Origin of the sequence: Gayadomonas joobiniege G7, assembly GCF_000300815.1 — a bacterium.
Classification (GTDB): domain Bacteria; phylum Pseudomonadota; class Gammaproteobacteria; order Enterobacterales; family Alteromonadaceae; genus Catenovulum; species Catenovulum joobiniege.
In genome coordinates this window covers 353150-379513 of sequence record NZ_AMRX01000001.1, presented here as the reverse complement: position 1 = coordinate 379513, position 26364 = coordinate 353150, and the positions used below count along the sequence as shown (strand labels likewise).

Annotated in this window: 24 protein-coding genes; 11 read left to right on the top strand and 13 right to left on the bottom strand. The window is 41.3% G+C overall.

Going from position 1 to position 26364, the window contains the following annotated elements; all coding sequences use genetic code 11:
- Positions 1-13 precede the first annotated feature (13 nt).
- The 9 genes from C727_RS0101855 to metJ all read right to left on the bottom strand — a co-directional run bounded on the left by C727_RS0101855 (position 14) and on the right by metJ (position 11490).
- Positions 14-2554 carry a TonB-dependent receptor gene (locus C727_RS0101855; protein ID WP_017443921.1) on the bottom strand — a complete coding sequence of 847 codons (2541 nt, stop codon included), beginning with the start codon at positions 2552-2554 and terminating at the stop codon, positions 14-16.
- A 136-nt stretch (positions 2555-2690) separates the two neighbouring features.
- Positions 2691-3866, bottom strand: a complete 1176-nt coding sequence (locus tag C727_RS18935; RefSeq protein WP_017443920.1) for a hypothetical protein — start codon at positions 3864-3866, stop codon at positions 2691-2693.
- Entirely contained in the window at positions 3851-4693 is an 843-nt protein-coding gene (locus C727_RS0101845; RefSeq protein ID WP_017443919.1) for a hypothetical protein, read from the bottom strand. Before C727_RS0101845 ends, C727_RS18935 begins: the two co-directional genes overlap by 16 nt.
- Before the next feature lie 59 nt (positions 4694-4752).
- Positions 4753-5856: a phosphoribosylaminoimidazolesuccinocarboxamide synthase gene (locus C727_RS0101840; protein ID WP_017443918.1), complete on the bottom strand. Its 1104-nt coding sequence runs from the start codon at positions 5854-5856 to the stop codon at positions 4753-4755.
- Positions 5857-5928: 72 nt separating this feature from the next.
- The gene (locus C727_RS0101835) at positions 5929-7308 is read right to left on the bottom strand and encodes an ATP-binding cassette domain-containing protein (RefSeq protein WP_017443917.1); all 1380 of its coding nucleotides are present in this window, start codon (positions 7306-7308) and stop codon (positions 5929-5931) included.
- A 7-nt stretch (positions 7309-7315) separates the two neighbouring features.
- Positions 7316-8035, bottom strand: a complete 720-nt coding sequence (locus C727_RS0101830; protein WP_017443916.1) for a DUF1499 domain-containing protein — start codon at positions 8033-8035, stop codon at positions 7316-7318.
- Positions 8036-8039: 4 nt separating this feature from the next.
- Positions 8040-8765: a DUF1499 domain-containing protein gene (locus C727_RS0101825; protein ID WP_017443915.1), complete on the bottom strand. Its 726-nt coding sequence runs from the start codon at positions 8763-8765 to the stop codon at positions 8040-8042.
- Positions 8766-8795: 30 nt separating this feature from the next.
- Positions 8796-11138, bottom strand: coding sequence for a DNA polymerase II (locus tag C727_RS0101820; RefSeq protein ID WP_017443914.1), 2343 nt, complete (start codon positions 11136-11138; stop codon positions 8796-8798).
- Between the two features lie 25 nt (positions 11139-11163).
- Entirely contained in the window at positions 11164-11490 is a 327-nt protein-coding gene (metJ, locus tag C727_RS0101815; protein ID WP_017443913.1) for a met regulon transcriptional regulator MetJ, read from the bottom strand.
- Positions 11491-11662: 172 nt separating this feature from the next.
- Here metJ and metB point away from each other — a divergent pair, with 172 nt between their 5' ends.
- The 8 genes from metB to C727_RS0101775 all read left to right on the top strand — a co-directional run bounded on the left by metB (position 11663) and on the right by C727_RS0101775 (position 20614).
- Positions 11663-12820 (top strand): cystathionine gamma-synthase, encoded by a 1158-nt coding sequence (metB, locus tag C727_RS0101810; RefSeq protein ID WP_017443912.1) that lies wholly within the window; start codon positions 11663-11665, stop codon positions 12818-12820.
- 180 nt (positions 12821-13000) lie between these two features.
- On the top strand, positions 13001-14014 hold the full coding sequence (gene argC, locus C727_RS0101805) for an N-acetyl-gamma-glutamyl-phosphate reductase (protein ID WP_017443911.1): 1014 nt from the start codon (positions 13001-13003) through the stop codon (positions 14012-14014).
- A 3-nt stretch (positions 14015-14017) separates the two neighbouring features.
- Positions 14018-14794: an acetylglutamate kinase gene (gene argB, locus C727_RS0101800; protein ID WP_017443910.1), complete on the top strand. Its 777-nt coding sequence runs from the start codon at positions 14018-14020 to the stop codon at positions 14792-14794.
- A gap of 15 nt (positions 14795-14809) precedes the next feature.
- The gene (locus tag C727_RS0101795) at positions 14810-15721 is read left to right on the top strand and encodes an ornithine carbamoyltransferase (RefSeq protein ID WP_017443909.1); all 912 of its coding nucleotides are present in this window, start codon (positions 14810-14812) and stop codon (positions 15719-15721) included.
- Positions 15722-15731: 10 nt separating this feature from the next.
- On the top strand, positions 15732-16955 hold the full coding sequence (locus C727_RS0101790; protein WP_017443908.1) for an argininosuccinate synthase: 1224 nt from the start codon (positions 15732-15734) through the stop codon (positions 16953-16955).
- 2 nt (positions 16956-16957) lie between these two features.
- Entirely contained in the window at positions 16958-18322 is a 1365-nt protein-coding gene (argH, locus tag C727_RS0101785) for an argininosuccinate lyase (protein ID WP_017443907.1), read from the top strand.
- Positions 18322-19653 carry an amino-acid N-acetyltransferase gene (gene argA / locus C727_RS0101780; RefSeq protein WP_017443906.1) on the top strand — a complete coding sequence of 444 codons (1332 nt, stop codon included), beginning with the start codon at positions 18322-18324 and terminating at the stop codon, positions 19651-19653. Before argH ends, argA begins: the two co-directional genes overlap by 1 nt.
- A gap of 220 nt (positions 19654-19873) precedes the next feature.
- Positions 19874-20614: an acyl-homoserine-lactone synthase gene (locus C727_RS0101775; RefSeq protein ID WP_017443905.1), complete on the top strand. Its 741-nt coding sequence runs from the start codon at positions 19874-19876 to the stop codon at positions 20612-20614.
- Here C727_RS0101775 and coaD read toward each other — a convergent pair.
- The 3 genes from coaD to C727_RS0101760 all read right to left on the bottom strand — a co-directional run bounded on the left by coaD (position 20611) and on the right by C727_RS0101760 (position 23038).
- Positions 20611-21099: a pantetheine-phosphate adenylyltransferase gene (gene coaD / locus C727_RS0101770; protein ID WP_026052505.1), complete on the bottom strand. Its 489-nt coding sequence runs from the start codon at positions 21097-21099 to the stop codon at positions 20611-20613. The genes C727_RS0101775 and coaD overlap by 4 nt on opposite strands.
- A gap of 58 nt (positions 21100-21157) precedes the next feature.
- Positions 21158-21694 (bottom strand): DUF2878 domain-containing protein, encoded by a 537-nt coding sequence (locus C727_RS0101765; protein ID WP_017443903.1) that lies wholly within the window; start codon positions 21692-21694, stop codon positions 21158-21160.
- Positions 21695-21784: 90 nt separating this feature from the next.
- Entirely contained in the window at positions 21785-23038 is a 1254-nt protein-coding gene (locus C727_RS0101760; RefSeq protein ID WP_017443902.1) for a DUF2252 family protein, read from the bottom strand.
- Between the two features lie 139 nt (positions 23039-23177).
- Here C727_RS0101760 and C727_RS0101755 point away from each other — a divergent pair, with 139 nt between their 5' ends.
- Genes C727_RS0101755 through cydB form a run of 3 tightly spaced genes read left to right on the top strand, consistent with a single transcriptional unit; the run spans position 23178 to position 26093 of the window.
- Complete coding sequence (locus tag C727_RS0101755) at positions 23178-23720, top strand: GbsR/MarR family transcriptional regulator (RefSeq protein ID WP_017443901.1); 543 nt, start codon at positions 23178-23180, stop codon at positions 23718-23720.
- Between the two features lie 14 nt (positions 23721-23734).
- Entirely contained in the window at positions 23735-25102 is a 1368-nt protein-coding gene (locus C727_RS0101750) for a cytochrome ubiquinol oxidase subunit I (protein WP_017443900.1), read from the top strand.
- A complete protein-coding gene (gene cydB / locus C727_RS0101745) occupies positions 25095-26093 on the top strand; it encodes a cytochrome d ubiquinol oxidase subunit II (protein WP_017443899.1) in 999 nt (332 codons plus the stop codon). The genes C727_RS0101750 and cydB overlap by 8 nt, the downstream gene beginning before the upstream one ends.
- On the opposite strand, the gene C727_RS0101740 is transcribed toward cydB, so the two are convergent.
- On the bottom strand, positions 26090-26341 hold the full coding sequence (locus C727_RS0101740) for a hypothetical protein (RefSeq protein ID WP_017443898.1): 252 nt from the start codon (positions 26339-26341) through the stop codon (positions 26090-26092). The two genes, cydB and C727_RS0101740, sit on opposite strands and share 4 nt — an antisense overlap.
- Positions 26342-26364 lie beyond the last annotated feature (23 nt).

The window sequence follows — 26364 nt, the reverse complement described above, 5'->3', positions numbered from 1 at the left end:
TTGTTTGCTCCAATTAATAATTTACTCGCACACCCACTAAATAGCGTTTGCCATAACGTTCAATTTGGTTAGGGGTTTGTTCTGTGCCTATGTATCGGGTGTCGACTTCGTCAGTTAAATTGTTCAGGTTGGCGTACAAAGAAATGTCTGCACCGGATATTTGCCATGGCAGTTGGTAGTTTGCCGATAAATCGACACGGGTTTGGGCATCCCAGTACTCACCCATAGAATCGTTTTCTGTGGTTGATAACCAGTCATCACGGAATTGATAATTTAATCGTATCGACCAGTCGACGGATTCAAAAAAGACAGAAGCGTTATAAATCGCATCTGACGTGCCGGGTAAACTAAATTTGTTGCCGCTTAGGCTAGTAAATTCGCTGTCTAAAAAAGTAGCATTGGCACTAAACCCAAAGCCATTAAAAGGGCCATCGATAAAATCTGCCAATTGCACAATGGCGTTCAGCTCTAGGCCATTCAGTTGACCATCTTTGCCATTTACAAACCCACTATATTGCCAAGTTTCACCACTGTATTCTGGATTGTATAAACCGCCATCTACCTCTGAACTATCTGCATAAATCACATTGTCTATGCTGCGAGTAAACAAACCTGCCGACAATAAGCTGGCATCGGCTGCATACCACTCAAGTGCAAAATCAGCACCGATAGACTCTTCTGCTTTGAGCGCTGGATTACCGCCAGAAACTGTCACTGGGCTTTGGGTTAAATCGTAAGAGGCACTGCCACGCCATTCGTTGTAGGTTGGGCGGCTAATTGCGGTATTAAACGAAGCGCGCAGTTTTACTTTATCTGATAAATTGTAATTTAAATGTGCGCTGGGTAACCAATGCAGTTCAGAGTCACTATGGCTGGCTTCAGGGCCAGTGCTGGTATAATTAGTGTGTTCAGCGCGTAAGCCAATCACCCAATTGCCCCAGCCATAGTCAGTGGTTAACATGGCGTATCCACTACTGATGGTTTCATCAATTTTTATCAATAAATCGTCGCTGGGCGCTGCAAACAAACTGCCGTCCACGCTGTCTTGCCAAGCATCTTTTAAACCTTGGTTATCAAAATACTGACCTTGAATGCTATTGGTAAAGTCGCTATCCCACGAGTCTTCGGTAATAAAATCATCTATATTAACAGCTTGTGGAAAACCACCAATTGCCGCAGACATGCCAAAACCATCGGCTTGTTTGTCGTTAATCGCCACACCAAGCGTTAAAATTTGGCTATCAGCAAACAGCTTTACATACCGTTCAGCATCAATTTTTAGCTGGTTAGATTTAATTTCTAATTGCGACTCTATAGGGTAGGCCAAGTGCATGGCGTAGTCATTGTTATCTTTAGGTTGGTTAATTTCACCTGCACTGATTTGATCGTTACTACCCATTTTATACAAAGTTAATATAGGATCGGCTAAATTGCTGATATCAAATGCGCCTGCAGTTTTTCCGCCTGCGCTCATAATGATCGGCAAAGCAGTATGGTTTTCAGTTTTAGTATGGTTTAAACGACTTTCTACAAACCATTGTCCGAGTTGAATGTCGGCTCCCAAAGTGGTGGTAAAAGTAGAGTTTTTATAGACCCCATCTTCTAACATTCGCGTGACTAAAATAAGCGGCAATTCGCCACGTTCGCCAAGCGGTTGTGCAACACCCAGTGCTTCGGCTCCGCCAGCTAAATCAAATACATATTGGTTGCGTTGCTCAAAATCTTTAAATTCGCTGCGTAAACTGGATAAAAATATTCTATTTGCGCTGCCATTTGGGCGATACTCTAAACGTCCACCAATGGCGCTGTCTTCACGTTTAATTTTATAGCTGCGAAAATCCAACTCATTCACTTTCAGTTGAGCGTTTTCTAGTTCTAAATCAAATTCACGGTTGTCTGTGATCTGCTCTCGACTATTTTGTGATGCAAATGCGCTCACTCCCCATTCTTCACCGGACCAAGATAGGCGTGCGGATTGTTTTTTTACATCACCATCGCCGAGTTGTTGCTGACCGCGCCCTAAATCGGCCGATAATGCAAACCCTTGGCTGTCAAATGGATTAAAGGTATGAATATTGATAAAGCCAGCAATGCTCTCTGCTGGCATCTTGGCCGTGATGGCTTTGTTCGCTTCGATGCGGCTGGTGATCACAGATGGAAAGCTATCAAAGCGAGGAATTCGACCATTTTCAGCACCCGGAATTAAAATACCGTCAATGGCTATGCTGGTGTATCTAAAGGGCGCACCTCTAAAGTTAATATAGCGGGCTTGGCCTTGATCTCTTTCTATCGCTAACCCTGGCACTCGACCGAGTGAATCTGCTAAGTTTTGATCAGGAAAACGACCAATCGTATCGGCGGCTACAATATCCACAAAGTTATTGGCCTGCCGTTTGGCATCGATGGCCGCTTTTTGACTATCTCTTATTGGTGAAGCTACGGCCACCACTTCTTCTATTTCGGTTTGGTTTGCAAGCTGATCTGCTTGTGCGAGCGCCGAGCTACTGAGCAAAATGCTTATTACAGCAAAGCTTATTTTATTTAAGGTGTGCATGTTTTCTCCCGTGAATGTTTTTATTCAAACTTAATTTGGGAGTAGCATGAAAATATTTGATGACAATTAAATTAAATAGATATTGGATTTGATTTTATAGATATCTCTAAAAATTAAACATATATAAATCAGTTTATTAGGTTATTATTTTTATGTGTTCTTTAGGTGTTTTTAAGCGGTAAAAGTACCTTTGTGTGCGGGGATCTCGGCGTGTTTCAAATAAAAATGCTTGCGCAATTTCATCCGATAAACAACCCACAATTTCTTGTTTTATTTTGTTTCGGTTTTGGTCGAGTGTTTTTGCTTTTAAACCCACTTCACGTAAGTCATTCAGTGCTTTAGCGTGCCCATTTAAGCTTTGCATTAGCGTTATCAAAGACTTTGCTGCTTCTTTTTCAGGTCGACTCGGAGACGGGTTTAATATCCAGCCTTCTCCATCTTGTCGTTTTTGTTGAGCGTACCAATAATAATAAATAAAAGGTGTTTTGCTCAGTTGAATTTTTAAGCCTTTGATATAAATGCAAAGATGCCTAACATCAAGTGTGAGTGTATCTGGGTGACAAGCAAAAGATAAAGCTTTATCGACATGATTTAAGCGCGGGAAAACGGCGATAAAAGTATTTATTTGACTATTGGTCAAATCATTTTTTGAGCCATAACAAAGGCTGTTGATTAAAGTTTCGATCTGCTCTGCTGATAGTTGCTCGGTATGCAAGAGGCTATCGATTAGACTTTTCTGTCCGTTAGTCATTAAGCAGGTTTTTTTCGCCAAAGCAGGATCTTTTAAGTGATCAGAATACCCTTTGAGTTTTTTATGCCATTTGAGCGCATTTGCATTTAACGGGGCTGGCAAATAGCTGATCAGGGTAAAAAAAATGACGGAAAAAACAAAGTTAGCTAAAACAATTAATGGGTAATTAAGTTTTAGCTGAGTTTTAAACTCAAGCGTAAGTGGAAAATTAGAGCTCTGGTCGCTCATGCTAAAGGTATTTAAACCGGTATATTTGTGGTTTGATTGTTTAACGGCAATATTAACTAAACTAACTTCAACTTGTGTATAAAACCATGAGTTAAAAAAATTATCCTGAGCGCGGAAATCTGAGTTAATAGAATGGCGCAACTGATGTTTTCTCAGGCCTATGTCTGTAATATTTAAAAGTGCTGAGTGTATTTTTGTGGGTAGTTCTTTTTGCAGCTGAGTTTTAAGAGCATGGTTTGCAGACCAGTGTAGCCAAAACACTGAAACCAACATTAACGCCCCTGTGAGTAAGACGCATTGGATCCATTTAATTCGAGTTAAAAAATCTGGCATGGCTGTTTCTGCGAGTAGTTGAAGGTTATCTTGGCATCCATTTCTGTTAAATAAGTCAAAATCGGCTGTATTGCATGTTTAACTGCGCAAGCTACGCTTTCTGGTTGGGTATTGTCTAAATAAATTGAAGCGGCTTGCACATTTGCTGATATAAGTAATTTTTCTACGCTAAAATCGAGCTGCTTGTCAAAAGATGCACCGCTTGGGATTAGATCAATATGATTATCTTTAAACGCTTGATAAAGACTATAGGTATCATCAAAGTAGACAATATCTAAGGTTTGGGTTTGGATATTATGTTTTTTTAGCGCATCCATCGGCAATAAATAATGGGTTTGGCTGACTTCATTTGCCAATAAACCAATGCGCACTTGGGCAAAGAACTTTTTATTATATTCAGCACCCTGCATTCTGCTGTACCAATATACGCTGTAGTTATTAATATCTAGTAACTTATTAAAATAATCCTGATGGTTAGGCAATAAACCCGCTAAATTGTGATCGCGGCTCCACAATAAATTGATGTTGCCATTTAATAGATCATTAACAGTGAGTTGGTTGCGGTTTTTCCAGATAATTTCCACATGACCAAAGTGACTAGCAATTGCCTGACTTTGACATAAAGATTCAGCGATTTGCTGATTGAGTAAAGGGATCGCGGTTAAATATTTAAAGGTTTCTGTTTTATCGCTGCCGGTTGAACATTGATATTTATGATAATCGCTCAGTTGAAGCTGCACCGAGCCGGGCTGGTAGATAAAAAATAAAGCTAAACCTAATACTAGGCTCATTAAAAAAACACAGCCCAAGTAATAAAAACGAGACATGAAAGAATTACCTGAGTTATTATTTTTTAAGTATAACTCAGGTAAATGTCACTTATGTGTCAGTCGATTAATGCGTATTCGTCACGCAAAATATTAATGATTTCAGCTTTCGGATCTTCACTTAAACAAATTTTTTGACCTGTGATTTTTTCAGCAATGTTTAAATAAGTCTCAGACAGTGCCATCATGGCAGAAAGTGGCAATGCATTGTCGCGCGCAAGTGCTAAGCGTTCGTCCATGCGGTTTTTATTAAGCAGAATATCCGCGTCATCAAAATGGTTTAATAAAAACTGGCGGAAGCCTTCTTTGCTATTTTCAACAATGTTGCCGTTACGGTATTGCTCACCATCCCAAATGCGTGATGAATCCGGTGTACCTACTTCGTCCATATAAATCAGCTTTTGTTTGCCGTTTTCGTCTTCAACATAACCAAACTCAAATTTAGTATCGACAAATATTTGATCTAAGGCCGCGAGTGATTGGCTAATGCTGTTAAAACCTTCTTTGAGCAAGGTTTCGTATAAATTTATGTCGGCTGGACTGGCAAAATTAAATGCTTGGTAGTTGTCTTCGATGTTTTGTCGAGTGATGTTTACATCATCGGCTTCTGGCACACCTGGCAGACCTTTTAAAATACCTTTAGTCGACGGCGTAATTAAGACTTCATCTAGCTTTTGGTCTTTTTGCAAACCTTCAGGTAAATGAATCCCACAAAAATCTCGTTCGCCTTTTGCATACGCGCGCCACATAGAGCCGGTAATATATTGTCGGCAGATAGCCTCTATCATGACGGGTTTAGCTTTTTGCACAATCCAAACAAAGGGGTGCGGAATATCAACAATGTGACTATCTGCTAAACCTTGTTGTTTGAATTGTTTAAACCAGTGGCTAGCTATGGCGTTTAACGCAGCGCCTTTACCCGGGATCCCTTGCAAGTCACCTTCACCATGCCAAATGCAATCAAAGGCTGAGATACGGTCACTGATCACCATAATAGCTAACGGCGCATCGGCTTTTACTGGGTAATTTTTTTCTTCAATTAAGCGACGGCTATCGGCTTCAGTTAACCAATACACAGAGCGGACTTTTCCACTATGAACGGGTTTATCGGTTCTAATCGGTAAATCGTCGTTTACAGCCAAAACACTGTGCGCCAAAGTCATGAGAGTTTTCCTAAATTAAAATAACGCTAAATTTGACGCGGATAATAGCAAATTCACTGTTATCCGCCAATTTTAAAGCGCCAGCCTTTGTTTAAATAATGGTAAATGTTCGTCTTCACGATGGCTGATTAATAATATAGTCGAGTGCTGCTGGGCTTCTAATTGCTGTAAAAAGTGCAAAATCAACGCTCGATTGGCTTGGTCCAGCCCTTGAGTGGGTTCATCAAGGACCAGCAACAAAGGGCTTTTAATTAACCCTCGGGCAATGAGTACCAGCCGCTGTTCGCCATAACTTAACTGTTTAAACGAACTTTTAATTTTATCGGCTAAACCTATTTTATTGAGCCAAGCACGTGCTAAATTGATTTCGGGTTGGCTAGGCTGCTGGTAAATACCAATAGAATCGTATAAACCAGAAAGCACCACTTCTAATACCGAACAACTCACCCGATAACTGCGATGCAATTCAGAGCTCACTATGCCTAAATGTTTTTTAATATCCCAAATGGTTTCGCCATTGCCACGCAAATAGCCAAATACTTTAACATGGTTGCTAAAACACTGAGGACAGTCACCTGTGATCAGCTGAGCTAAAGTTGATTTACCCGAGCCGTTTGCGCCTGTGATTAAAGTATGTTGCTGAGCTTGTATGGTTAGGTTGATGTCACTAAAAACGGCTTTGCCATCGTATACAACGGCTGCATTTTTAATTTCAACTAACGGTTTGGTTGGCAAAGTGGTCGATTCAATCAGAGGTTTTGGCCATGGGTGCGTTAACAAACCTTGGTTTAATTGAGTGATACTTGCCAATATTTGGCTCTGTGAGTCGTTATTTTCAATTTTGTCTAATTGGTTGTGGTTTAGCAGATAAAGTTGGTGCGGCCAGTTTGGAATATCCGTTTGATTGGATAATAACAAAACCAGCGTTAATCCTTGTTTAACCAACTGGTGTAAGGTTTCGGATAAGTTTTGGCAACTGGCGGTGTCTAAACTGTCAAACGGGTTATCACAGACCAAAAGTTCACAGCCATTCAGAATGGCTTGTAAAATTAATAGCTTACGACCTTCACCTGTACTCAGTTGGCGATAGCCAGTGTGCATGCGGTGGCGTAAATTAAGCTGGTCGATTAGTGGGTTATCTAACGCATCTTGAGGCAAAAAGTCTTTTGCTAAGGTGCCAGGATCAACTTCGTTGGTGATATCACTCTGGTCTATTTTTAGCTCATGTTCATATACTTTTTGCTGCGCTTCAAATGAAATCAGCGCCACTTTGTCGGCAGTTGGCCGCTCGGCAGCTTCAGCTTTAAAGTCATTAAACTTGCCGGTTAACAGCTGGTCTATTAATTGTTTTCCGGCACCGTTTAAGCCAAACACCACAGCGCACTCAGCAGGGTTAAGCTGCCAATGGTTAATATTGAGCTGCGGGTGGCATAAAGATTTTATATTGATCATTTTTATATTATTTTATCGCTAGTTCTTTTTGGATCAGCTTGAGCAGCTGTTCGATGCGCTCGGCATTTTTGCCTAAGTCACTTTTGCCGACGCGCGATTTACTGCGTATATCTAAACGCCACAAATCGCCTTGTTCACTTAACCGGAACACTAGATCGTCTTTAAAGCCAAACCAAAAACTGGTTGCGGTTGCTTCAATAAGACCCGCGTCAAAGTCGGCATGAATCAGCTCAATCTCTAATTGTTTAACCGCCTCGAGTGCCGCATTAAAGATAGCGCGTTTGTCTTGCTGCAATAATAACGGCTCTATTTGTGGGTAGGCTTGTTTTTGCTGCGCTGCGACCTCACTGCCTGGATACTCGGCTGGATTCATCGCATTTTTGCGGTCGGGTAATAATTGCTCAAAGACCGGTGGGTTTAGCGTATCTGTGGTAATGTCGTGGATCATTGGTAGCGACTGGGCTTTTAACATCATGCTCAAGGGGATCGCGAGCGCAATACCAGCCATCACTAGGTTGCTGATTTTAAAACCCCAAGTTAGGCTTTTTTTATAAAATACTAACTCGATAAATAATAAAACAATGGCCGCAAACGCTAATACAGTGCCAAAGCGCAAGGCTTTCATTGCAGGAATTAAAGATAAGACTTCATACTTGTATAAAGGGCCAGCTAAAATAACACACAATAAAGCAAGTGTGCTGGCCGACAAAGTTAATATTTTTAACACGGGTTTACTCCTTTAACTGTTTTTTGATGCGCTCACCAATTTGCATAATACGCTCGGCATTTTTGCCTAGGTCACTTTTACCTAAACGTGATTTACTGCGAATATCGACTTTAGTTTGCCCACTTTGTTCACTAATACGCAGCACTACGTCATCTTTAAAACCAAACCATAAGGTTTTGTCTGCGCCTTCTATGCGGCCACTTGCAAGGTCACTGTCTACCAGTTTTATGCCTTGTGCATTTATCGCAGCAACCGCTGCATTAAAAACCGTTTTTTTATCTTGTTTAAAATATAAAGGTTTAAGGTCAGGGTAAGCTTTAAGTTGTTTTGCCGCGGTTTCGGCACCAGTATATTCAGCAGGGTTGGGGGCATTTTTGCGTAGTGGTTTTATCGCAACAAATTCAGGTGGGTTAACCGTATCTGTTGTAATATCGTGGATGGCAGGCACTTTTTTGGCATTGTTAAACATTACAATGGGCCCTGCAAACGCCACTAAGCTAATGCACAAACAAACTAGCGCACTGACCAAAAGGTGTTTTTGTTTTTTACCTATCGCGATAAACAATGCAATTGCAATAAAAAACGATGAGGCATACACGACAAAGTGGCTACTTTTTAAGGTTTTAAATGCAGTGCCTAAATTAATTAACTCAAACTGATATAACAAACCTGGTAATGTAACCATCGCCAGCGCAATTAAACTTGTTGCCCATAAAAGCGTTTTTAACATAAGGATGTCCTTAAAAATTATTTGTTAAGCTCAAAACAATTTTAACTGCGGTGAGCATATTTCCTCAAACGAGGTATTAATAAACGGCAATATCGCATCGGCAACAGGTTTTAACTGTTTGTCGACATAATGCTGATAGTCGATCGGATTGCTCAAATATTCAAGAGGTTGGGGGCCCACTGTAGTAATTAAATAGCGGATCCAGGCTCTATTTTGATATTTTAGCGAACGGCCTAACGATTTGTTTTTTTCATCAGCCAGCCTTGCAGCCCGTACTTGAGGTGGAATATTTTTTTGATAGTCGGCCAACTTACGGCGTAATCGCTTGCGATAAATCAATGCGCTATCGTATTTGCCTGCATAGGTTTGTTCAACCGTTTGCAATACATAATCGCGCGGATCCTGATCGTTAAATACCATCTCATACAGGCGGGTTTGAAACTCACGGGCGAGTTCTGTCCAATCGCTGCGCACAGTTTCTAACCCTTTAAAGATTAGTTTGTCTGCTTGCTGATGCTGCATATCCGCAGCTAAACCGGCGTACCTTTTTTTACTGCCTGATTCCTGACCTCGGATCGTCGGCATTAAAAATCGCTTAAAATGGGTTTCAAATTCGAGCTCTAAAAAACAATCTAAATTAAAGTCAGTGGCGAGTGTATTTTGCCATTTTAGATTAATCATTTTTTCAAGCTCTCGGCCAATCGCTTGTGCATCTGAGGCATTGAGTTCATCTTTGTTTAACCAAACAAAGGTTGAATCCGTATCCCCATAAATTACTTGATAACCGGCCTCTTGGATCCAACTGGCGGTTTGCTGCATAATTTGATGACCACGCAAGGTAATTGAACTTGCTAAGCGGGTGTCATAAAAGCGGCAACCGCCGGAACCAAGTACACCATAAAAAGAATTCATAATAATTTTAATGGCTTGCGATAAGGCCTGATTTTTTTCAGCTTTGGCGACATCCCTTTGCTGCCATAAGCTATCAATCATTTGTGGTAAAAAGTGTGTCTGGCGAGAAAACTTGGCATTTTTAAAACCGTCAATGGCATCTTCCGGTGCTTTTAAACCTTCGATCAAACCAACTGGATCGATTTTAAAGGTTCTAATAATCGACGGATACAGGCTTTTAAAATCCAGCACCAATACGTTTTTATATAAACCAGGTTGAGAGTTCATCACATAGCCACCAGGGCTTGCAAGACCACCGTCGGCTGGCAAGTTCGGCGCTATATATTTTTGCTGGTGCACAAAAGGCAAATATAAATTGGTAAAAGCAGCCACTGAGCCGCCATTGCGGTCAATTTCTAAGCCCGTTAATTGGCTGCGTAAAATTAAATAATCCAGTAGTTTAGTTTTGGCAAAAATTTGATATACCAGTTCGCAGTCTTGCAAGTTGTAGCTGGCTAGCGCGAGTTTGTCATGGGCAAAATTGTGGTTAATTTCGGCCATTCGGTTGCTTACATCATCGGCTAATTTGCCGCGACCTAATAATGTTTGTGAGACATTTTCGAGTGAAAAGCTGGCAAACTGATAAGTAGCATTTTTTAATGCTTCTATTCCGTCTATGATCACTCGACCTGCCAACTTAATAGATTTTTGCTCATTTTGTTGATTGCGCTTAAACCAGCGACCTCTGCGGCCATTACGGCCAATATTCATGGGTATTTGGTGTTTGTCGCAGCGTTTTTGGAATAAATTAAAGTCAAAGCCAATTACATTCCAGCCAATAATCACATCAGGGTCATAGCTTTGGATAAAAGCTATGATAGCTTTAATTAAACTGGCTTCATCTTCAACAAATTCTAGGTAGTCGGGCATGGTGCCCGCAGGCGCGGGGCCGCGCATAAACACTTTTTGGTAATCTGGGCTATAAAAAGCTGCACTGTATAAAACGCCTTTTTCGCTGCACTCTAAGTCAAATGAGGTCACTTTTAATGTGGGCTGCCAAGGTTTTTTTAACCGCTGCAAAGGCTTTTGCTGGTTAGTATGGTCGAGCCAGACAGAGCCATATAAGCGGCGATCAATTAAATATCTGTCATGTGGCCTAATATCGTATTCAAAACACTCAATATCTGCACTTTGCAGGCGTTTTACCGCCAGTTGATGGATCTTAAGCTGCTTAAAATAAAGGATCACCATTGGTTTTTGTGCAAAATCAAGATGCTCAATGGACCGATAGCTTAACGAGTTTTTTAAGTCAGCAAGTTGCTCTAATGCTTTTTGTAACGACTGCTGTTGAATAAAAAAATAACTCTGCTGTTGTGTTAAAATCAGCTGTTGTTGACCTTGCTCACTGTTAAACCAGTATTCAATGCAAAGGCCACGCTGAGGACAATCAAAGCTATCTCGGGTGAGTAGGAAAGCGTGCAAGGGTTATCCTGAAAAAGCGTTAAGGTTATTCAGGCAGGGTATCCTCTTCTTCATATTCTATACCCATTTGATCCATTATTTTGCGCGCTTCTGAAGGGATCCTATGTTGGCTATCTTTGGCTAGGTCATCATCTGTAGGCAACGGTTGGCCAGTAAATGCATGTAAAAACGCTTCGCATAACAGTTCGCTATTGGTGGCATGTTTTAAATTGCTGATCTGGCGCCGAGTGCGTTCATCGGTCAGTACTTTAAGTACATTAGTGGGAATAGAGACAGTGATTTTTTTTACTTTTTCGCTTTTTTTACCATGCTCTACATAAGGGTGAATATAGTTTCCGTCCCATTTAGTCATTCGTGGCGGCCTGTTTTAGTAATTTTTAAAATTTTCTTTATAATAGCAGCTTGTTACAGCATTTTATTCAACTACTTTATCTGATCCCGCACAATTGCTTGACCAGAAGTACACAACAAGATACATTTTAGCCGTATAGACGTCTAAAATGATAATTCAGGCTGCATAATATATGAGTAAAAAAAATCTCGCAACTATCGCGGTTCGCGGTGGTATTGAAAGCGATGGCCAATATAAAGCCGTAGTACCTCCTATTTATTTATCTAGTACTTACGCATTTGATGGTTTTGACCAAAAAGGACCATACGACTATAGTCGCTGTGGTAATCCATCGCGTGATATTTTAGCCAATACTTTGGCAGAACTTGAGCAGGGTGCGCACGGTATCGTCACAGCGACAGGAACAGCTGGCATGCATTTGGTCTGCCAATTATTAAATCCGGACGACTTATTGGTTGTGCCGCACGACTGTTACGGCGGTAGCTATCGTTTATTTGTTAATTTAGCTAAACGTGGTGCATTTAAGCTGCAAGTCATCGACCAAACCAACCCAGCTGAATTAGATGCAGCGTTTGCTGCTCAGCCGAAAATGATTTGGGTGGAAACACCAAGCAATCCATTGCTTCGCATTACAGATGTAAAAGATATTTGCCAGCGCGCAAAACAGCATAATACCTTAGTGGCCGTTGATAATACCTTCTTATCGCCCGTCTTCCAGCAGCCGCTGACGTTAGGTGCTGACATTGTTGTTCATTCAACCACTAAATACTTAAATGGTCATAGTGATGTGGTTGGCGGTGTTGTTATTACTAAAACCGCTGAGTTGGGCGAAGAGCTAGCTTGGTGGGCAAATTGTATTGGGATTACAGGTTCGGCGTTTGACAGCTATTTGACTTTGCGTGGTGTACGAACTTTGGTGCCAAGAATGAAGCAGCATTTAGAAAATGCATTAGCATTAGTTGAGCTATTAGATGGACATCAGGCAGTCAAACAAGTGTATCACCCTAGTTTACCTTCTCATCCAGGTCATGAAATTGCTAAAACGCAGCAACAGGGTTTTGGTGCTATGCTAAGTTTTGAGTTGGTGGGTGGTACCGACCAAGTGACTCAATTTATAAATGCATTAGCGCATTTTTCATTAGCCGAATCATTAGGTGGTACAGAAAGTTTGGTCTGCCACCCAGCGACTATGACGCATGCAGCGATGGACGAAGCCGCTCAGTTAAAAGCCGGCATTACCCAGAGCCTAATTCGCTTTTCGGTGGGTATTGAAGACAAAGACGAATTAGTTGACGCGGTTAAAACGGCTTTAGCTGCGGTTAAAATTTAAATAATTATCCATTTTTATTGAATAATTATTCGTCGCGCTTGTGCTGACGCTGACTATTGTCTATTATATGGACACTTTGATGCGCACTGCCTAGGAAATTTAACCATTCCAGGGCGTGCGCTTTATTTTTTTATGGTTTGATTGCTACAATATGCCTTTGCTTTTGTGCGGGAGTGGACAATGATTAGAGTATCTATCGTAGGTGCAAGTGGTTATGCAGGAGCCGAATTGGCTAACCTGATTCACAAACATCCAGAATTTGAAATCGCCGGTTTATATGTTTCCGAAAATAGTGCGGACGCTTATAAAGCTTTTTCTGCGATCCATGGTAAATATGCTTATCAGATCGACCGTACTCTGATCCCTATTAGTGAAAACCAAATCAGTAAAATTGTTGCCGAATGTGATGCTATCTTTTTGTGCACACCACACGAAGCCAGTGTTGAGATGGTTGCTAGGATCAGCCAAGCGGGTGGCATAGTATTCGACTTATCAGGCGCTTATCGTTTATCTGATTTAGCTGTAATCAAAGACTATTATGGTTTTTCTCATAAATTTCCGGATTTGCTCAATGAAGCTGTGTATGGCTTAGCTGAGTGGAATGAAAACGAAATTCGCAAAAGTAACCTAATTTCAGTGCCAGGCTGTTATCCAACGGCTTCATTAAGTGCGTTAAAGCCACTTAAAGAAGCTCGTTTAATCGATAACAGCGTGATGCCTATTATTAATGCAACCAGTGGTGTTTCTGGTGCTGGCCGCAGTGCGAATTTAAAAACAACTTTTTGTAATGTTAGCTTAAATCCGTATGGTGTATTAAGCCACCGTCATTTGCCTGAAATTTCAGAGCACTTAAATAACCCTGTTATTTTTACCCCACACTTGGGGAATTTTAAACGGGGTATTTTGGCAACCATTACCTTAAAACTAATGGATGGTACACGCCCAACTCAGGTCACTAAAGCGTTTAAAGATGCTTATGAAGGGCAAAAGTTAGTGCGTTTACGTCAAGCCTGGCCATCAATTCAAGATGTAGAAAGTACGCCTTTTGTTGATTTGCATTGGGAATTAGACGAAAAAACAGGTTATTTAATTGTTGTTAGCGCCATTGATAATTTATTAAAAGGTGCATCATCACAGGCCTTACAATGTGCCAACATCCGATTTGGTTTTGAGTCTAGTCGAGGGCTTATTTAACAAATGCAAAAACCTTTAGTCATTAAAGTAGGCGGTGCTTTATTAGAAGACAAAAGCTGCCTACAGGCATTTTTAACCGAGCTAAAAAAAATTCGAGAACAACAAGCGGTCGTGGTTGTACATGGCGGTGGTGCTTTAGTTCAGCAGCTGTTGGCAGACCTAGGCCTGAATAGCGAAAAAAAAGATGGTTTAAGGATCACCCCACCTGAACATATTCCATATGTTGTTGGTGGCCTTGCCGGTACGGCCAATAAACAAATGGTTGCTATGGCAAAAGCCGTTAACGATAAAGCGGTTGGTTTATCGCTGGCAGATGGCGGTGAAATTAACTGTCATGTTTCAGATCCAGATTTAGGCTGCGTAGGTGTGGTTGGTGACGGGCATGCCGGTTTGTTAACAACCTTAATCGAGTCCGGTTATCTGCCGTTAGTCAGCTCAATTGGCACTGATAGCCAAGGTAATTTATTAAACGTTAATGCTGATCAGGCCGCGGAAGCGGTTGCTCGTATGCTAAACGGGCAATTGGTCTTATTGTCAGACGTAGATGGCATCTTAGACGAAAACAAACAAGTGATAGCTGAGATGACCCGTGAACTAGCCGACCAATTGATTGCCGATAAAGTCATTACAGATGGTATGGTGGTTAAAGTGAATACTGCTTTACAAACCGCCAGTGATTTAAAAGCCCCTATTGGTATCATGAATTGGCGTCATCCAGAGCTAATATCACAATGGCTGAATGGCCAAACGTGCGGCACAACAGTGCAGCCAGTCGAATAAATTTGGAGTTAAGTTTTGCAAAACTTCCTCACAGTAAAAGATTTTCAACCACAGCAGTTAATGGATATCATTAAACTCGCAGTGGATAGTAAACAAAACCCAGCTAAGTACAGCCAAGCACTAGCTGGCAAAAGTGTTGCAACTATATACGAAAAACCTTCGTTGCGTACCCGAGTAAGTTTTGATGTCGGGATTGCTAAATTAGGAGGGCATGCCATCTATTTAGATCAGCAAAATGGGGCACTTGGCAAACGAGAATCTGTTAAAGATTTTGCCAAAAATCTGTCTTGCTGGGTTGATGCGATTGTTGCGCGTGTATTTGATCATAATACTTTATTAGAGCTAGCTGAATTCGGTTCAGTGCCTGTGGTTAATTCACTTTGTAATCTGTATCACCCTTGTCAGGCGATGGCTGACTACCAAGCTTTATATGAAGCGCGCGGCAATTCATTAACGGGTGCCTCAATTGCGTATATTGGTGATGGAAACAATGTGACCCATTCATTGATGTTGGCAGGGGCTATTTTGGGTGTTGATGTGCGTGTGATCACGCCGCTTGGATATTCACCAGATGCCCACATTACAGAACAAGCAAAAGTATTAGCCAAACAATATGGCGGAAAAATTACCCTAAGTGATAATGTAGATGACGCAATTGGTGTTGAAGCCGTTTACAATGATACTTGGGTTTCTATGGGTGACAGTAAATCACTGGACGATATAAAACGTATTTTTGCCCCTTATAGAACAGATGCTGCGTTAATGGATAAACTCGGCGCTAAATATTTTATGCATTGTCAGCCCGTTTATCGGGGCGTAGAAGCCACCGACGAAGTGGTTGATAGTGAATCATCATTATTGATGCAACAAGCAGAAAACCGCATGCACGCACAAAATGCGGTTTTAATGTCGCTATTGTGCAAGTAGGAGCATTTTCATGTCAGAGATCAAAAAAGTCGTATTAGCATACAGTGGTGGTTTAGATACTTCAGCTATCATTCCTTGGTTAAAAGAAACCTATAACAACTGTGAAGTTGTCGCCTTTTGTGCCGATGTAGGTCAAGGTGATGAAGAGCTTGAAGGTATCAAAGAAAAAGCCGTTGCCTCTGGCGCATCTGAATGTCACGTAGTTGACCTTAAAGAAGAGTTTGTTAAAGAATATATCTTCCCTATTGTTAAAACGGGTGCCGTGTACGAAGGTGAATACCTATTAGGGACTTCTATGGCTCGTCCTGTCATAGCTAAAGCACACGTTGAAGTGGCGTTAAAAGTAGGTGCTGATGCTGTTTGTCACGGTTGCACTGGTAAAGGTAACGATCAGGTTCGTTTTGAGTCTTGTTTTGCTGCACTCGCACCACAATTAAAAGTGATTGCACCTTGGCGTGAGTGGGAAATGCGTTCACGAGAAGACTTATTAAACTATTTAGCTGAACGTAATATTCCTTGTTCTGCATCATTAACTAAAATTTATAGTCGTGATGCAAACGCATGGCACATCAGCCACGAAGGTGGTGAAATTGAAGACCCATGGTGTGAGCCGTCAAAAGGTATTTGGACCATGACAGTGGATCCAATGGAAGCACCTGATGAGTCAGAAACCATTCAGTTAAGTTTTGATAAAGGTGAGTTGGTTGCGGTTGATGGTCAGCAACTGTCTGCTTACGATGCTTTGATGTATTTAAACAAAAAAGCAGCAGCTCATGGTGTCGGCCGTGTAGACATAGTAGAAAACCGTTTGGTTGGCATGAAGTCTCGTGGCTGTTATGAAACACCAGGCGGAACTGTGTTAATGAAAGCGTATAAAGCTTTAGAAACTATGATTTTAGATAAAAGCGCTCTTAAATTCCGTGAACAAGTGGGCCTTGAGTTTTCGCACGTGATTTACGACGGTCGTTGGTTCACTCCATTATCTAAATCTTTGTTAGCCGCAGCCGCCTCATTTGCTGAGAGCATTAGTGGAGATATTGTTGTTCGTTTATACAAAGGTAACTGCACTGTGACTCAACGTCGTTCAGAAAACAGCCTGTATAATGAAGAGTTCTCAACTTTTGGTGAAGACGAAGTGTATAACCAAAAAGATGCTGAAGGCTTTATCCGTTTATTCAGCTTATCTAGCCGTATCCACGCGCTAAACGAAGCAGCTAAAAAAGCGGGGAAATAAACATGGGACTCTGGGGCGGCCGTTTTAGTGGTCAAACGAGTGACTTATTTAAGCAATTTAATGACTCTCTGCCGGTGGATTACCGCATGGCAGAGCAGGATATTATTGGCTCAATCGCTTGGTCAAAAGCGTTAGCATCAGTCAATGTACTAACCTCAGATGAGCAGAGGGAGTTAGAAAGCGCATTAAATGATCTGTTAAAACAAGTTCAAGACAATCCTGAGCTGGTTTTACAATCGGACGCTGAAGACATTCATAGCTGGGTTGAAGGCAAGTTAATTGATGCAGTCGGCGATTTAGGTAAAAAATTACATACAGGTCGAAGCCGTAATGACCAGGTTGCTACCGATTTAAAACTTTGGTGTCGTGAGCAAGGGCAAAATTTAGCGGAATTGTTAGGCGGCTTATTAGACGCGCTGGTTGAGTTGGCTAAAAAACATCAAGATACCGTATTACCAGGTTATACCCACTTGCAACGTGCCCAGCCTGTCACATTTGCCCACTGGTGTTTGGCTTATGTTGAAATGTTTGAGCGCGATTTAGCTCGTTTAAACAATGCATTAAAGTTAATGGATACCTCACCTCTAGGCTGTGGTGCATTAGCGGGTACCGCGTATGCTATCGACCGAGAAGCTTTAGCAAAAGAGTTAGGTTTTGCCAGAGCGACACGTAACAGCTTAGATTCGGTCTCAGATCGCGATCATGTTTTAGAGCTGCTATCAGTTGCTTCAATTTCTAGTGTGCATTTATCACGTATGGCAGAAGATATTATCTTTTACAATACAGGTGAAGCAGGCTTTTTAGAAATGGGTGATGCGGTGACTTCTGGTTCATCATTGATGCCACAAAAGAAAAACCCGGATGCGATGGAATTAATCCGTGGTAAATGTGGTCGTGTGGTTGGTTCGTTAACCGGCATGATGGTGACCATGAAAGCACTGCCGCTGGCCTACAACAAAGACATGCAAGAAGATAAAGAAGGTTTATTTGATACCGTAGATACTTGGAGTATTTGCTTAAAAATGGCCATCTTATGTATCGAAAGCATCGAAGTTAAAGGCGAAAACACTTATAAAGCAGCGCAACAAGGGTATTCTAATGCCACTGAATTAGCTGACTATTTGGTTGCAAAAGGCATTCCATTCCGCGAAGCACACCATATTGTTGGCCGTGCTGTAGTCGCCGCAATTGAAGCTCAAAAGCCACTCGAAGATTTATCTATTGAGCAATTAAAAAGCTTTAGTGAGGTTATCGAAGCGGATGTTTATCAGCATCTAACCATCGAAGCTTGCCTTGAAAAACGAGTTGCGCTAGGGGGCACGTCTAAAGAGCAAGTTGCGCATGCGCTGAGTCGGTTTAATAAATAATGGATAACCAAGTCAGAACTACAGAGCTGGTTGACGGATTTCGTCAATCAGCACCTTATGTTAACGCACACAGAGGTAAAACTTTTGTTGTGATGTTAAGCGGTGAAGCCATTCGCCAACCTGGTTTTGACGAAATTATCAACGACATTGCTTTATTAAACAGCTTAGGCATTAAAGTTGTTTTAGTTTATGGTGCACGGCCGCAAAACAACGAAGCCGTTGCAGAAGCTGGGCTGACGAGTCAATACCATAAACGAATACGGATCACAGACGATGCTGTGATCCGCATCATCAAACAAGTGGCGGGTGAACTTTTATTAGACATCACTGCACGCTTATCTATGAGTATCAGCAATACTCCAATGCAAGGTGCTCAAATTAACGTGATAAGTGGTAACTTTGTTATGGCGCAACCACTTGGTATAGATGAAGGGGTTGACTACCAGCATACCGGTCGGGTTCGACGAATTGATGTTACAGGCATCAAGCGCCAGCTTGACAGCAATGGTATTGTATTAATGGGCCCTATTGCTGCGTCTATTACCGGTGAGAGCTTTAACTTAACCGCAGAAGAAATTGCCACTCAAGTAGCAATCCGCTTAAAAGCCGATAAAATGATAGGCTTTTGTGACTCTAACGGTATCGAAGGGGAAGATGGCAGTATTATTGCTGAGTTATTGCCAAACGATGCTGAGCAAATCCTACAGTCAATGGACCCAGAAGATGTTAGCTGCTCTGGCAAACTAGCATTTTTAAATGCTGCTATTACGGCCGCCCGTGCAGGTGTTCCGCGTTGTCACTTGGTCAGTTATGAAATTAACGGTTCGCTCTTGCAAGAATTGTTTTCTCGTGACGGTATAGGTACTCAAATAGTCACTGAACCGGCCGAAAAACTACGCAGTGCTTATATCGGTGATATTAACGGTATTTTAGATTTGATCCGGCCGTTAGAAGAGCAAGGGTTATTGGTCCGACGTTCGCGCGAACAATTAGAAATGGAAATTGACCATTTTGTATTAATTGAGCGTGATGGGCTTGTGATTGGAACCGCTGCTCTATACCCGTTTGAAGATGAGCAGATGGGGGAGTTTGCCTGTTTAGCTGTTCACCCTAAATACCGCGATGCTGATCGTGGCCAAATGTTATTAAAACACATTATTTTAAAAGCCAGAAAGCGCAACTATAAACAAATTTTTGCTTTAACAACTCGTAGCATACACTGGTTTTTAGAGCTTGGTTTTAAATTTGGGACTGTTGAAGACCTGCCTTCTCAAAAACAAGCTTTATATAACTATCAACGACGCTCAAAAATTTTAGTGTTACCATTATAATTCGACGCCTAGTTTTAAAAAATGCGTTGAACTTCACATTTTTATATATCTCTTTGCAACCTTCAGGTTACTTTAGGGTCGGTAAATGTTACTGTCCTGCAATCTTTGGTCTAATTCTATAGACATTATTTTTGGATGACTTATACTTTACCACTTGAATCCCAAAATACACGTTAAGTGGTCGTGTCACGGTTAAATCAATAAAACTGGGTACGCTGACATGCAAATTAGCGCTTGTACTAGAAAACAAAAACAACCAAAACAGATTGATATAGATCCTTGTGCGTATTTTTTTGAGCACTTTAATATACGTATAGTGAGCGCCGATCAACTAGGCCCTGTATTGAACTTGCGGTATAAAATATATTGTGAAGAAAACGATTGGGTTGGCACCCGTTACGCAGATAGAAAAATAGAAAAAGATGAACACGACGAGCGAGCGCTACACTGTGTTATTGAACATAAAGATACAAAAAAACCAGCCGCTTATGTTCGTTTAATAAAGTCTTTGGATGGACGCTTACCTATCTCTGACCATATTCATGATTTTCATGCAACACCAAACGAATGGGAAATATCTCGGTTATTAGTTTGTTCTAGCTTTCGGTATATTTGTAACGAGGTAAAAATCACTTCTTTGCTGTTCAATGCTTTATTGTTAATCAGCAGAACAATTGCTCGGCATGAAAATATCAAAAGCTTTTATCTTATTGCTGAACCTAGATTGGTCAACGTTTTAGTTAAAATGGGCTACGACCTAGAGATAGTGTCCGGTCCTTATAAAATGCGCCAACATGCCAAAAAGGGCGGGACCATTTTACGCTATATTTACCGAGTAACTGAAAAAGCCAGCGTAGACAGCAGAAATGTACTGAGATCTCGGTTAGCAAAAGAAATCGAACATACCTTATACCCAGTAAAATCACATTTAAACGCGAATAAGTTCAGGTTCAATAATTAGGTTTTATTGAGCTTTTTATTGATCGCAGTGACCACAACTGGGCTAACAAACTGAGTGACATCACCAGAATGGCGCGCTACTTCTTTAACAATGGTTGATGAAATAAAACCATTGTTTTCGCTCGGCGTTAAAAAAACAGTATCGATTTTGGGGTTGAGACTGCGGTTAACACTAGCGAGTTGAAACTCATATTCAAAATCGGCAACAGCACGAACACCTCGGATAAGAACACTTGCTTGGTATTGGCTAGCTAAATCAACCAGCAAACCCTTAAAACCAACAACCTGTATTTTACCACTGGTATCCGTGATGCTTTTTTGAGCGAGCTCAACTCGCTCTGATAACTCAAATAACGGTGTTTTGCTTTGGTTGGCGGCCACTGCTACTATCACCTGATCAAACAAACGTGCAGCGCGTTTAATTAGATCTAAATGCCCATTAGTGATTGGATCAAAAGTGCCTGGGTAAATCGCTGTAATTTGCATAGGGTTAGTCGAATAAAAAGCAATATGATGAATCAACTCGCTGGCCTTGTCTAGCCCCTTATCTGTTGTCGTCATTTTTTGTGTTATGGCTTATCTGATTAACCTTTTTTAATTGCCGCGCCAACACCAATGCATACAAAAACCAAATAACTGCATAATATGCCAAAATTAAAATTGTGGGTTGATTAGGCGTGATTGCTCCTATTTTCATGCCACTCCAATAATTAAACGCAGCACCACAGGCAAACAACACAGGCGCTAACTTAGGGGAGGCGAACAATTTTGATAAAATTGGCATAATGGTTAAATGAAAACCAACCCAAATCACCCACAACCAGTAAGGTAAAATAAAACCAGCAGAGCTTTTTATTTCAATCCAATCTAAACAAACTAAAAAAACATCGGTTAGCAATAAACATACGCTGGTTATTGGCACTAGCTTAGCTTCGTCCCGTTTAAAAGGGCTTGCGATCAAGATGATTAAACAAAAAGGCACAGTCAACCAGAGATATTGGTTTTGATAAAAAGCAGACAATAACCAAACAGCCTGGAATAATATCGCTGTTAAAATTAGGTGGCGGGCCGGTTTAAGCACAAGATTCCCAGTGAATAAAATCAATTAACGCAGTTATCTGGTTTAACGCCTAAAACGATTATTCAGATCATTGTATTGTCAGCTAGCAGACTAATAGCAAGCGCTTTGTTCTGATAATAGTCGGTGATCTGATACCAGTTGCCTGCAATATTCACGCACTGAATTGATTAAGTCTGAGCTCAGTTTTTTCGACATTGTATCGCAGACCGCCTGTTCAAAGGCATTGCTGCGGCGGTCACCGCGTGCATGCGCGAGAGCCAAAGATATTGCACACTGTTTAACATAGTATTTTAACGCTTTATCATTAGTGATCACGTCTGTTGGATCAATCGAAACTCTGGCATGGTGGCGAGAGCGAATTAACCAATGCTGCTTTTGCCATATAGCGTCATTTAAAATCAAATCAGGATTGCGCTGCATATAACGTTGACTTAAAACGGTTAAATGCGCTGGGTTTAAGCGGTTTATCGGACTTAACGCCGGAAAACTATTTATCGGTGCTGCAACTCTTTGTTGCTTAATTTCAACAATATGGTTTAGGTGCAGTTGTTGCTGATTAATTTGACCATTCGGCCCTACCAACAAATAATAGCGTAACATATTTAATGAGCCTGTCCCTGCATCCAAACGCTGAACTATATCTAATATCGTATCATTTACATACGGGGCAAAGGTGTGCTCAAGTGCATGGTACTCCTCTTTTGCTAAACGCTGAAAACGCCCGTCGATATTTTTAAAAGAAAGCGGGAATCGCTGTAAATCAACCGCTTTGGCTAACGAGCTTTTGATTAAAAAGTCTTCACCAAATGCAGCCCGTCTACAGGCTTTTAGATATCTTTTATGTAGTCTTTTTACTTTTTTAAAGTCAGTGACTACCTGATAATAATCTATTTTTTTGTCTAAAATATGCTGACATGTTTTACGATAACAGCTCAAAAAACAACTCATTATTTTCATTCGTTTGCTGATGTCTAAACAGTCTGCTGCAGCGAGCTCAATACTGACTAAAAAGCGGCAGATGTCCCATATAGCAGGCCCGTGACAGGCATCGTCAAAATCATTTGGGGCAAAAATTATATGATCGCCATGAGAGCCCTCTTCGCTAAAAAAACCAAAATTAGACAAGTGGCAATCACCCATAATAAAAGTGGCGGGCAGCTGGTATAAAGACTCAGGGATCTGGAGTAAACCCGCTGCAATATCTTGATAAAATAAGTCAGCGCTACCACGCATAAAAAAAAATGGGCTGATCTGCATTTTTTCTAACTTGGCTTGGCAAGCTTTAGCGTCTGAACCTGTTTTAGCTATTAACAAGGCTTGGATTTGCTCGTATCGACTGATCATATTCGCCCCTAATTCTGCTTAAGTATAAATAACTTTATGAGCGTATCAGAGAACATGCAAGTTTATCTGAGCAAGAAGGCTTGCAATATGGTTTTAGATATTTTAAAGTTTCAGAAATTACTGAAACTTTAAAATATCTATGAATCCAAAAATCAAAGCTTTTGTACACCACTGCGGTGAAATGGGAAGTCGTTGGGGGTTTAACCGAACCATAGGGCAAATGTGCGGTTTAATAGTGATCTCTAAAGACCCCTTATCTGCGAATGAGATATCTGATGCATTAAATATTTCACGCGGTAATGTCAGCATGGGCATTAAGGAGCTTCAAGCTTGGCGCTTGATCCAGATTCGCCACAAACCGGGTGATCGAAAAGAATACTATGCACCCTCTGGCGATATCTGGCAGATGGCGGTTCGTGTGTTTGAGGAGCGGCGAAAGCGCGAGGTAGACCCTACCTTAAGTTTGCTCAGAGATATTTTGTTGGATGATGCTAAAAACGAGCAAGAAGCTCATGCGCAGCAGAAATTACATGAAATCCATGAACTTTTAGACTCAGTTACTCGTTTTACCAGTGAGTTGCCAAAAATGGGACCAGAGAAGCTAGAACAACTGATGAAGCTGGGCAGCGGTGTAGGTAAAGTTTTAGACATGAAAGACAGGCTATTAAACAATCGTAAATAAGTGAAGGGGCTCCTATGTTAGACACCCTGGTTTTATCTCGGATACAGTTTGCTGCAAATATCAGCTTTCATATTCTTTTTCCAACCATCACGATCGCGCTAGCGTGGTTTTTATTTTATTTTAAACTGCGTTACAACCTTAGTAATGACCCTGTTTGGATGCGAATTTACCGCTTTTGGGTAAAGATATTTGCGTTGACGTTTGCGCTTGGCGTGGTCAGCGGCATTACCATGTCTTTTCAGTTTGGTACCAACTGGCCGGGTTATATGGAGACTGTCGGAAATATAGCCGGGCCCTTGTTAGGTTATGAAGTATTAACTGCCTTTTTTTTAGAAGCAACCTTTTTGGGTATTATGCTGTTTGGTATACATAGGGTTGCCCCAGCGATTCATACCTTAGCTACCTTTATCGTTGCGTTGGGCACTAGTTTGTCTGCATTTTGGATTTTAGCCCTTAATTCTTGGATGCAAACCCCTGCGGGTTTTGAAATGATCGACGGGGTTGCGCACGTAACCGACTGGTTCGATGTTATTTTTAATCCGTCTTTTCCGTATCGATTAAGCCATATGTTACTGGCCTCTTTTATTACCGCATCTTTTTTAATCGCTGGGATAAGTGCCTATCGGATATGGCGAGGAGACAACAAAATAGCCCCAAAGAAGGCGTTAAAAACTGCATTAACTGTTGCTGCTATCGTCACACCACTACAGGCATTTGTTGGTGATATGCATGGTTTAAATACTTTTGAACATCAACCGCAAAAGGTAGCGGCAATGGAAGGTGTTTGGGACACGGAGCAAGGGGCTCCATTGTTATTGTTCGCGATACCAGATGAACAAAGCCGAAGTAACCATTATGAACTGCCGCTGCCAGGCGTTGCTAGTTTAATACTCACTCATGATTGGAACGGGGAGATAAAGGGGCTGAATGAATTTAAAGGGGCGCATCCACCAGTATTCCCAGTATTTTGGGGGTTTCGCATTATGGTGGGGTTGGGCCTGTTAATGATATTGGTCGCTTGGTTTGCGCGACTTCAGTTGTTTAAATTGGGCCATCTGAAACCAATGACATTAAAAATTCTAACCGCGATGACCTTTTCTGGCTGGTTAGCAACCTTAGCTGGCTGGTATGTCACTGAAATTGGTCGCCAACCTTATTTAGTCAGTGGTGTATTGACGGTAGAAGAAGCGGCAACCGATATTGCGCCAGCCAACGTGGGTTTATCGCTAACTTTATATCTAGTGGTATACACAGCGCTGTTAATTGCTTATTTGCATACGGTCAAAATAATGGCCAAGCGAGCTGTTGAAATAGAAGAGATTTCACAAGCCGAGTTGGAAGGACAAAATTTAAATCCGCGTGAGGAGAAAGGCAATGCTTGAAGCAAATACACTGTCTGTAATTTTTATTGCCTTAATGGGGCTGGCTATATTTTTGTACGCAGTGTTAGATGGTTACGATCTTGGTGTTGGCGCTCTGCTGCCGCTTAGCGATAGTGAAAAAAGCGATCAGATGATAGCGTCAATAGGTCCATTTTGGGATGCGAATGAAACCTGGTTAGTATTGGCCGTCGGCGTGCTATTAATTGCGTTTCCGACCGCGCATAGCTTTATTCTAAAAGAGCTTTATTTGCCTGTCGCTGTGTTATTAATTGCATTAATTATGCGCGGCGTGGCCTTCGATTTTCGAGTGAAAGCTGCATTTTCTCATCGAGCAGTCTGGAATAAAGTATTTAAAACTGGCTCAATTTTAGCGGCTCTAAGTCAAGGTTATATGCTGGGGCTTTATGTAATGGGTTTTGAAGAGAGTTATAGTGCGCATTTATTTGCCCTGGTTAGTGCCTTCGGAGTATTAGCCGCCTATACCTATATAGGTGCTTGTTGGCTAGTTATGAAAACCGAGGGTGAGTTGCAAAAAAAAGCGACTCGTTGGGCACGCAAAGCAGGGCGCTTTAGCTTTGCTGGTGTTGTATTGGTTTCTATCGTTAATCCAGTGATTAACCCCGCGGTATTCGAACGCTGGTTTAGTTTACCTGGCGTCATGTTATTACTGCCAATGCCGATACTCTGTTTTATATTATTTTTAGTGGTCGATCGATTATTAAAACGTATGCCGCTGGAAAACGATGCGGCCTGCTGGATACCATTTTTGGCGGCTATTATGATATTTCTATTATCTTTTTGCGGCATAGGTTATAGCTTTTTCCCTGATATAGTGCCAGGGAAAATTAACATATTTGAGGCTGCAGCGTCCGCTAAATCGCTCATGTTTATTTTATGGGGCGCTATTATTGTGGTGCCTTGTATTTTGGCATATACCTTTTTTTCTTACCGAGTATTTTGGGGCAAGGTTAGAGAGCTTAGGTATTATTAACTGCGTAGTTTAATGGCTGGCGAGGTATCTACATGGCCCCACTCATCTAAAGTGACAATTTCATGTTGATTCTCGCGCATTAACACGGCAATTTTTCCATGCAGGGTCGTGCGAATAAATGCTAACTGGTAACCGTATCTAAATAGAGTGTTTGCGGCAAAACGCTGAGCAACTGATAAAAACACCCACCACTCATCTGGTTTGCGATAAATTGTCCGTTTATGCTTTTCAGGCGTATAATTTTGCATCGGCTCATGCCCCTTTTAATTAA